This is a genomic window from Klenkia soli (genome assembly GCF_900103975.1).
GTDB lineage: Bacteria > Actinomycetota > Actinomycetes > Mycobacteriales > Geodermatophilaceae > Klenkia > Klenkia soli.
On the sequence record NZ_FNIR01000010.1, the window covers coordinates 234,852 to 243,755 of the forward strand.

General features: G+C 76.0%; 7 protein-coding genes. 3 read left to right on the plus strand and 4 right to left on the minus strand.

The window, feature by feature from the left end; all coding sequences use genetic code 11:
* The first annotated feature begins 5 nt into the window (after positions 1-5).
* From BLS67_RS16670 to BLS67_RS16680, 3 genes are read left to right on the plus strand one after another with little or no spacing between them, the layout of a single operon-like run.
* The gene (locus BLS67_RS16670; protein ID WP_091247227.1) at positions 6-1,259 is read left to right on the plus strand and encodes a YibE/F family protein; all 1,254 of its coding nucleotides are present in this window, start codon (positions 6-8) and stop codon (positions 1,257-1,259) included.
* Positions 1,256-1,876: a class I SAM-dependent methyltransferase gene (locus BLS67_RS16675; protein ID WP_242654140.1), complete on the plus strand. Its 621-nt coding sequence runs from the start codon at positions 1,256-1,258 to the stop codon at positions 1,874-1,876. The genes BLS67_RS16670 and BLS67_RS16675 overlap by 4 nt, the downstream gene beginning before the upstream one ends.
* Complete coding sequence (locus BLS67_RS16680) at positions 1,873-4,947, plus strand: ATP-binding protein (protein ID WP_091247229.1); 3,075 nt, start codon at positions 1,873-1,875, stop codon at positions 4,945-4,947. Before BLS67_RS16675 ends, BLS67_RS16680 begins: the two co-directional genes overlap by 4 nt.
* Here the strand turns inward: BLS67_RS16680 and BLS67_RS16685 are convergent.
* From BLS67_RS16685 to BLS67_RS23880, 4 genes are all read right to left on the minus strand, one after another.
* Positions 4,928-6,523, minus strand: a complete 1,596-nt coding sequence (locus BLS67_RS16685; RefSeq protein WP_207500671.1) for a cation:proton antiporter — start codon at positions 6,521-6,523, stop codon at positions 4,928-4,930. The two genes, BLS67_RS16680 and BLS67_RS16685, sit on opposite strands and share 20 nt — an antisense overlap.
* 4 nt (positions 6,524-6,527) lie before the next feature.
* A complete protein-coding gene (locus BLS67_RS16690) occupies positions 6,528-7,328 on the minus strand; it encodes an ABC transporter permease (protein ID WP_091247230.1) in 801 nt (266 codons plus the stop codon).
* On the minus strand, positions 7,325-8,290 hold the full coding sequence (locus BLS67_RS16695) for an ATP-binding cassette domain-containing protein (RefSeq protein WP_091247232.1): 966 nt from the start codon (positions 8,288-8,290) through the stop codon (positions 7,325-7,327). Before BLS67_RS16695 ends, BLS67_RS16690 begins: the two co-directional genes overlap by 4 nt.
* Positions 8,291-8,531: 241 nt before the next feature.
* The coding region (locus BLS67_RS23880; RefSeq protein ID WP_207500672.1) for a hypothetical protein at positions 8,532-8,904 on the minus strand (373 nt) is incomplete at its 5' end.

The window sequence follows — 8,904 nt, forward strand, 5'->3', positions numbered from 1 at the left end:
CCGTCGTGCCGGCCCACTCCCACTCGCACTCGACCGCCGACGAGGCCCCGCCGTCCCCGGAGATCGTGACCCGCCGTCGGCGGGCGACCTGGCTGATGCTGCTGGTCCTGGTCCCGATCGCGCTGGCCACGGTGGTCGGGCTGATCGCGCTGTGGCCCTCGGGCGAGACCAGCCGCGCCCAGCAGGCGGCCGAGACCTTCCAGCCGCCCGGCACCTCGTACCCGGACGCCACGGTGCAGTCGCTGGACACCTACGACTGCTCCGACTCCTCGACGTCGGGCCAGCAGCTCACCTGCGGCACCGCCGTGGTGGAGGTGACCGACGGGGACGGCGAGGGCGACTTCGTCTCGGTCGACCTGCCGCCCGAGGTGGTCGGCACCGGCGTGCAGGTCGGGGACGGCTTCGTGCTGACCCGGATGGTCGACGCCACGACCGGCAGCCCCAGCTACTCGTTCTCCGACTTCCAGCGCACCACGCCGATGGTGGTGCTGGCCCTGGCGTTCGTGCTGGTGGTGGCCCTGGTGGCCCGGGTGCGCGGGATCGCGGCGCTGCTGGGCCTGGGGTTCGCGTTCCTGATCCTGCTGAAGTTCATCCTGCCCGGGATCCTGACCGCGGAGTCGCCGACCCTGGTCACGCTGGTCGGCAGCTCGGCGATCATGTTCGTCGTCCTCTACCTGGCCCACGGGTTCACCACCCGCACGACGACCGCGCTGATCGGCACCCTGTTCGGCCTGGTGCTGGTCGCGGTCATGGGGGCCGTCGCGGTGTCCGCGGCGAAGCTCACCGGGTTCTCCAGCGAGGCGACCATCCAGCTGCAGACCTTCGACCCGTCCCTGGACTTCTCCGGCCTGGTGCTCGCCGGCATCGCCGTGGCCGGGCTGGGCATCCTCAACGACGTCACGATCACCCAGGCCTCGGCGATCTGGCAGCTGAACGAGGTCGACCCGACGATGACCGTGCGCCAGCTGTTCACCCGCGGCATGCAGGTGGGCCGCGACCACATCGCCTCGACGATCTACACGATCGTCTTCGCCTACGCGGGGGCCGCCCTGCCGCTGCTGCTGCTCATCGAGATCTACGACCGACCGTTCGGGGTGGTGCTGACCGGCACCGAGATCGGCGAGGAGGTCATCCGCACGCTGGTCGGGGCCATCGGGCTGATCCTCGCCGTCCCGGTCACCACGGCGGTCGGCGCCTTCTTCGCCAAGGCCGCAGGCGACAAGCCGGCGCCGAAGCTGCTCGCCCGGTTCGCCCGGTGAGCCGCACCGACGAGCTGCTGGCCGCGGCCGCGGCGGCGCCGGGGTTCATGCCGGCCGACGAGGGCCTCGCCCTGCACGCGGCCGCCCTGGCCGTCGAGGTGCCCGGGCCGCTGCTGGAGATCGGCACCTGGATGGGCAAGTCCGCGCTGTACCTGGCCGCGGCCGCCGTCGCGACCGGCCGCACGGTGGTCACCGTCGACCACCACCGCGGGTCCGAGGAGCACCAGCCCGGGTGGGAGTACCACCAGCCCGAGCTGGTCGACCCCGTCGTCGGGCGGCTGGACACGCTGGCCTCGTTCCGCCGCACGGTGCACCCGGCCGAGGACGTCGTCGTGGCGGTCGTCGCCCGCGCGGAGACCCTCGCCCCGCTGTGGTCGACCCCGCTGGCGCTGCTGTTCCTGGACGGCTCGCACACCGAGGAGTCGGCCCGCCGCGACCAGGACGCCTGGGTGGCCAAGCTCGCCGTCGGCGGCACCCTCGCCGTCCACGACGTGTTCCCCGACCCGGCCGACGGTGGCCAGGCGCCCTTCGGCGTCTACAGCCGGGTGCTCGACTCCGGGGAGTTCACCGAGCTGCCGGGGACCGGGTCCCTGAGACTGCTGCGTCGCGACCGATGACCGTGACCGTCGAGCTGCTCGGACCGGTCGTGGTCCGGGTGGACGGCGTCCCGGTGGACGTCGGGGGCGGGCGGGCCCGCGCGCTGCTGGCCCGGCTGGCCCTGGACCCCGGCCGGGTCGTGTCCGTCGACGCCCTGGTCGAGGCGCTCTGGGACGGCGCCCCGCCGGCCGCCCCGGCCAACGCGCTGCAGGCGGTGGTCTCCCGGGTGCGCCGCGCGGTGCCCGGGCTACCGCTGCGGGCCCAGCCGCCGGGGTACCTGCTCGACCTGCCCCGGGACGCCGTCGACGCCACCGCCGCCGAGGACGACCCCGCCGGTACCGAGCACCTGTGGCGGGGGGAGCCGCTGGCCGACCTCAGGGACCTCGCGTTCACCGCGGCCCCGGCCGCCCGCTGGGCCGAGCTGCGGCTGGACGCCGCCGAGCAGCGGCTGGCCGGCGCGGGTGCCGCCGAGCTGCCCGAGCTGGACCGGCTGGTGGCCGAGCACCCGTTGCGCGAAGGTCTCGCCGCCCTGCGGGTGCGGGCGCTGCACCGGGCCGGCCGCACGCCCGACGCGCTCGCCGCGTACGAGGCCACCCGCCACCGGCTGGCCGACGAGCTGGGGCTGGACCCCGGTCCGGCGCTGCGTGCGGCGCACCTCGCGGTGCTCCGGGAGGAGGCCCCGGAGCGGCCGGTGCTGCGGGCCGCGCTGACCAGCTTCCGCGGCCGGGCCGCCGAGCTGGACCTGGTCGCCGACCGGTTGGACCGCGGCCGGTTGGTGACCCTGCTGGGGCCCGGCGGCGCGGGCAAGACCCGGTTGGCCCAGGAGGTGGCCCGCCAGCGCGAGGCGGGGACGCCGGACGGGGTCTGGTGGGTGGAGCTGGCGCCGGTCGGGGAGCCCCGGCAGCTGCCGGCCGCCGTCCTCACCGCCGTCGGGCAGCGCGCCTCGACCACGCTGGAGCGGGTGCCCACGGTGGTCGAGGCCGGCGCCCGGCTGCGCGAGGTGTTCGCCACCCGGCGCGGGCTGCTGGTGCTGGACAACTGCGAGCACCTCGTGGACGCCGTGGCCCGGCTGACCGACGACCTGCTGGCCGGGTGCCCCGGCCTGGTCGTGCTCACCACCAGCCGCGAGGCCCTGGGCATCCCCGGTGAGGCGCTGGTGCCGGTGGGCCCCCTGCCGGTGCCGACCGCCGACCAACCGGGTGCCGCCGACGCCGACGTGGTGCGGCTGTTCGCCGACCGGGCGCAGGCCGCGGACCCGACCTTCGCCGTGTCCCCGGCGAACCTCCCGCTGCTGCTCGAGGTGTGCCGCCGGCTGGACGGCATGCCGCTGGCCCTGGAGCTCGCCGCCGCCCGTCTGCGCACCCTCGGCCTGGCCCAGATCGCCGCCCGGCTCGACGACCGGTTCGCCCTGCTGACCGGGGGCAGCCGGCTGGCGCTGCCCCGCCAGCAGACCCTGCGCGCGGTGGTCGAGTGGAGCTGGGAGTCCCTCGGCCCGGCCGAGCAGGCGGTCGGCCGCCGGTTGTCGGTGCCGCCGGACGGCGTGACCCTGGAGGCCGCCGAGGCCATCTGCGGCGGCCCCGCCGTCCTGGACGCGATCGCCGGTCTGGTCGAGAAGTCCCTGCTCACCGCCGTGCCCGAGGGGGACGGCGTCCGGTACCGGATGCTCGAGACGGTGCGCGCCTACGGCGCCGAGCAGCTGGACGCCGCGGGCGAGCGGGCCGCCACGGAGGCGGCGCACACCGCCTGGTGCCGCACGCTGCTGGACCGGCTGGACCCGCTGCTGCGGAGCGGGCCGCACCAGCTGGCGGCCCTGCGCGAGCTGCGGGCCGAGCACGACGGGCTGGCCGCGGCGCTGCAGCGCGAGGTCGACGCCGGCCGCGGTGACGAGGCGGTGCACCTGGCCGGCCGGCTGTCGTGGTTCTGGTTGCTGAGCGGGCAGCAGTCGGTCGCGGCGCGCCAGCTGGCCGACGTCGCCCGCCTCCCGGCGGAGCCCAGCAGCCTGCGGACAGTGTGCCTGACCTTCAGCGCGCTCGCGGTCGCCGACGAGGTGGGCTGGACCGGCGCGCGCGACGCCCTGGCCGCGGTGGTCGCCGTGCCGGCCGAGCTCGGTCCGTCCTCGCCGGAGCCGATCGCGGTGATCAGCTGGGCGCTGGCGACGGTGTTCCTGGGCCAGCCGCAGCGGCTGGGGGAGACCGCCGGCCACCCCGACCCGTGGGTGCAGGCGGTCGTGCACGCGGCGGTGGGGCTCGCCGCCGAGAACGACGGCCGGTTCGACACCCTGGCCGAGGACCTGCAGGTCGCGCGGGAGGCGTTCCGCGAGCTGGGGGACCGGTGGGGGATGTCGATCACCGCGGCGTCGCTGGGTCAGCTCGCGGCGCAGGACGGCGACCTCGTGCGCGCGACCGTGCTGGTCGAGGAGGCGCTGCGCTGCTCCGACGAGCTGGGCACCTCCGACGACTCGCCGATGCTGCGGGTGCGCCTCGCCCTGCTCCGTGCCGCCGCCGGCGAGCTGGTCGCGGCCGGCGCGGACCTCGACGAGCAGCTGGTCCAGGTGGCCCGGTTGGGCGGTCCGATGCTGGCCTACGCGGAGTCCGTGCGGGCGCTGGTGGCCGACCTGGCCGGCGAGCCCGAGCTGGCCGAGGCGACGAGCCGGGCGGCGGTGGACCGCATGGACGTCGCCGGGTTCCTCCCGCCCGACCAGATGGGCGCGCTCGTGCGCACGGTGCGGGCCCAGGTGCTGGCCGGTCGGGGCGCGCTGGCCGAGGCGGCGGAGCAGCTGGCGCAGGCGCAGCGCGGGGCCGTGCAGAACTCGGCGGACATGCCGGTGCTGGCGATCGTGCAGGTGGGCCGCGCGGTGCTCGCCCACGCCGCAGGTGACGCCTCCGGGTCCGCGCGGTTGCTCGGCCTGGCCGAGGCGGTGCGCGGCCGGGCCGACCTCGGCGACCCCGTCGTGGCCCGGCTGCGGGCCCAGCTGGTCGAGGAGCTGGGTGCCGCCGCGGTCGACGAGGCAGCGGCCGCGGGCCTGGCGCTGGGCCGGGCGGCGGCCCTGGCCGAGGTCGGCGCCGAACCGGTCAGCCCCCTCGGCTCCTGACCTCCAGCGCGATCTGGTCGGCGTCCAGCTCCGCGAGCGCCGCGGTCAGCACGGCGGAGTCCAGGCGGCCGAGGTCCCGCTCGGCCAGCAGCGCCGTGCGCTGGGCGCGGAGGACGGCGACCGGGTCGTCGGTGCCGGCCCCGGCGGCGGCCTCCGCCAGGCGCTGCCGGACGACGTCCCACTGCTGCTCCTGGTCGGCCGGGTCGGCCGCGCTGCTCCCCAGCAGCCGGCGGACCACCCAGGGCAGCGTCGCGCCCTGCAGCAGCAGCGACCCCACGGCGACCGCGACGGCCACGAGCAGCAGCAGCGGCCGGGCCGGGGTCTCCTCGGGCAGCGTCTGCGCGGCGGCGAGGGTGATCGCCCCGCGCATGCCGGCCCAGACGACGACGGCGCCCTGCCGGGCGTCCAGCGGGTGCGCGAGCAGGTGGTCGATGTCGGCCAGGGCGCGGGCGACCCGGGAGCGGAACTGCTGCACCTGCCGCTCGGTCGGGGTGCGCCGCTGCCTGCGGCGGTGACCGACGTCCTCACCGGCGTCCAGGCGGGCGAAGACGTCCCGGCGCTGCGCCGTCCGTGCCGTGCGGGTGCGTTGCCCGAGGAACAGCAGGGTCACGTAGACCGCCCGCACCACCACGGTGAGCGCGAGTGCCCCGGCGGCGACGGCCAGCGCGGTGCCGACCCCGGCGTGGTCGGCCTGCACGTCGCGCAGGATCCCGATCAGCTGCAGTCCCATGACCAGGAAGACCGCGCCCTCCAGGAGCATCTCGACGGTCGACCAGTTCTGGGCGTCCGAGAGCCGGGCGCCGGGCGACAGCACCCGCGGCGCGCGCCACCCGGTGGTCAGCCCGGCGAGCACCGCGGCGACCAGACCGGAGGCCCCGGCCAGCTCGGCGGGGATGGCGGCCACGAAGGGGACGGCGAACGACAGCGCCGTGGTGGCGGGGACCTCGCGGAGCCGGGCGCGCACCCACAGCCCGGCCCGGCCGACCAGCACGCCGATCAGTGCGGCCAGGGCGATGGACCAGACGAACCGGCCGGCCACGCCCCACAGCGAGACCCCGCTGGCGGCTGCGGCGATGCCGGCGCGGAGGACCACCAGGGCCGTGGCGTCGTTGAGCAGCCCCTCGCCGTCCAGGATGGTGACCGCCCGGGCCGGGACGCCGAGCCGGCGGGCGATCGAGGTGGCCACCGCGTCGGTGGGGCTGACCACTGCGCCGAGCGCCACGCCCCAGGCCAGCCCCAACCCGGGGACGACCAGGGCGAAGAACCCGCCGAGGGCGAACGAGCTGAGCACGACCAGGACGACGGACAGGCCGCTGACCGCGCTGAGCTCGCGGCGCAGGTCCATGGCCGGCACCGACACCGCGGCGGAGTACAGCAGCGGGGGCAGCAGCCCGGCGAGCACCCACTCGGGCTCGACCTCGAAGGTCGGGAACCCCGGGACGACGCTGGCCGCCACCCCCGCCCCCACCAGGAGCAGCGGGGCGGCCACCCCGAGGCGCTCGCCGAGCGCCGAGGCGGCGACGACGACGAGCACCCCGAGGACGGCCAGGGCGAGGGTGACGGTCAGCGGGTCCACCGGGTCAGACTCGGCGACGGTAGGCGCGCATGGCCAGCGGCACGAACACCGCCAGCAGGAGCGCCGACCAGCCCGCCGTCCACAGCAGCGGCTCGGCGACCGGGCCGCCGAGCAGCAGGCCGCGGACGGTGTCGATGACGTGGGTGACCGGGTTGTTGCGGGTGAAGGCGGCCAGCCAGCCGGGCAGGGTGTCCGCCGAGACCAGCGCGGTGCTGCCGAAGGTCAGCGGGAAGGTGGCCAGGAAGCCCACGCCCTGGACGGCGCCGGCGGAGCGGACGGTGAGCCCGATCCAGACGAACACCCAGGACAGGCTCATCGCGAACCCGATGGCGACCAGGACCGCGAGGGCGGCCGAGGCGAAGCCCTGCGTCGTCCGGAACCCGAGGGCCGCGGTGAAGGCGAGCAGCACGCCGATCGAGGTGACGAACCGCACGACGTCGGCCAGCACCGCGCCGACCAACGGGGCGGAGCGGGCGATCGGCAGGCTGCGGAACCGGTCGAACACGCCCTTGGCGATGTCGTTGTTGAGGGCGACGCCGATGCCCTGGGTGGCGAACATCAGGGTCTGCACCAGGATGCCGGGCACCAGGTAGGTCAGGTAGTCGTGCCAGTCGCCGGCGATCGCGCCGCCGAAGACGAACACGAAGAGCACCGTGAAGATGATCGGCTGCAGGCTGACGTCCATCAGGGCCTCCGGCTGGTGCCGGATCTTCACGACGTTGCGCCAGGCGAGGGTGAGCGACTGCTGGATCGCCGGCAGCCTCGGTGCCTGGGTGATGGTGGGGACGGTCAGGGTGGTGGTCACGAGACGGGCTCCTTCTCGGTCTGGGTGGCGTGGCCGGTGAGGGCGAGGAAGACCTCGTCGAGGCTGGGCAGCCGGACGGCGAGCTCGGAGAGAGCGATGCCCTGGGTGGTGAGCAGGTCCAGGACGGTGCCCAGCACGGTCTCGCTGCGGACCGGCACCGACGCGGTGCCGTGCCCGTCGAGCGTCGGGACCGCGCCGGTGACCTGCTCGATGACCTGCAGCACGGTCGGGGTGTCGGCGCGGTCGCGGGGGCGGACGGTCAGGGTCTGCGCGCCGGTGCGGTGCTTGAGCTCGTCGCTGGTGCCGTGCGCGACGACCCGGCCGGTGTCGAAGACGACGATGTCGTCGGCGAGCTCGTCGGCCTCCTCGAGGTACTGCGTGGTGAGCAGGACGCTGGTGCCGTCGGCGACCAGCCGCCGGACCACGTCCCACACCTCGGTGCGGCTGCGCGGGTCCAGGCCGGTGGTGGGTTCGTCGAGGAACAGCACCTGCGGGCGGCCGACGAGGCTGGCGGCCAGGTCGAGCCGGCGCCGCATGCCGCCGGAGTAGGTCTTGGCCGATCGCTCGGCGGCGTCGGTGAGGCTGAAGCCGGCGAGCAGCTCGGCGGCCCGGGCGCGGGCCGCGGCGCGGGGGAGGCCCAGCAGCCGACCGATCATGGCCAGGTTCTGCGAGCCGGTGAGGTCCTCGTCGACCGAGGCGTACTGGCCGGTGAGGCCGATGCGGCGGCGGACCTGCTGGGGGTCGGCGAGGACGTCGAAGCCGGCCACGCGTGCGGTGCCGGCGTCGGGGCGGAGGAGGGTCGAGAGGACGCGGACGGCGGTGGTCTTGCCGGCGCCGTTGGGGCCCAGCACGCCGAGGACGGTGCCGGCGGGGACGGTGAGGTCGACGCCGTCCAGGGCACGGGTGGTCCCGTAGCTCAGGGTGAGGCCGGTGGCCTCGATGACGGGGGAGTCGGATGTCATGGGAGCACCGTGCGCCCGCGCGCTGACATCCCGGTGACGCGCCGCTGACACCCGCTGACGCCGAGCCCGGCCCGCTGACGCCGCTCCGCCTCCGCTGGTCGCGCCGCCGGTTGCGGGTGCTGCAGCCGGTCACCGTGCAGGCATCCGGTCAGGTCATGCGGTGACCAACTGCCGCTCGGGTGACCGGATCCTCCTCGTTGCGGGCGGCGGACCGACCTCGACGAGGCTTCCGGGGATGCGGTCAGAAGGGCGGGGGATCCTCGTCCACCGCGGCGCGGTCATCGCTGGCGTCGTCGGCACCTGGGCCCCCGGTCGCCGTGCCGTCTCTGGCCGGGCCGGCGTTCTGCTCGGCCCGGATGCGGGCGGCGGCGTCGAGCTCGGCCTCGATGTCGGCGGCCAGTCGTGCACGTTCGGCGGCCGTGGCGCGGCGTGCGGCGCGTTCCGCCGGGGTGGGTGAGCGGTAGCGCTTCGGGGTGGGGCCCAGGAGGTCGGTGAGGCTCTGGAGGTGACTGGGTGTCGACATGTCGACCTCGGCGATGCGGTCGGGTCGGGTGGTGCGGGTGCGTCCGCCGGGTGGGGTGACGTGCAGCGTGCCGTCGGGGTCCATGGCGAAG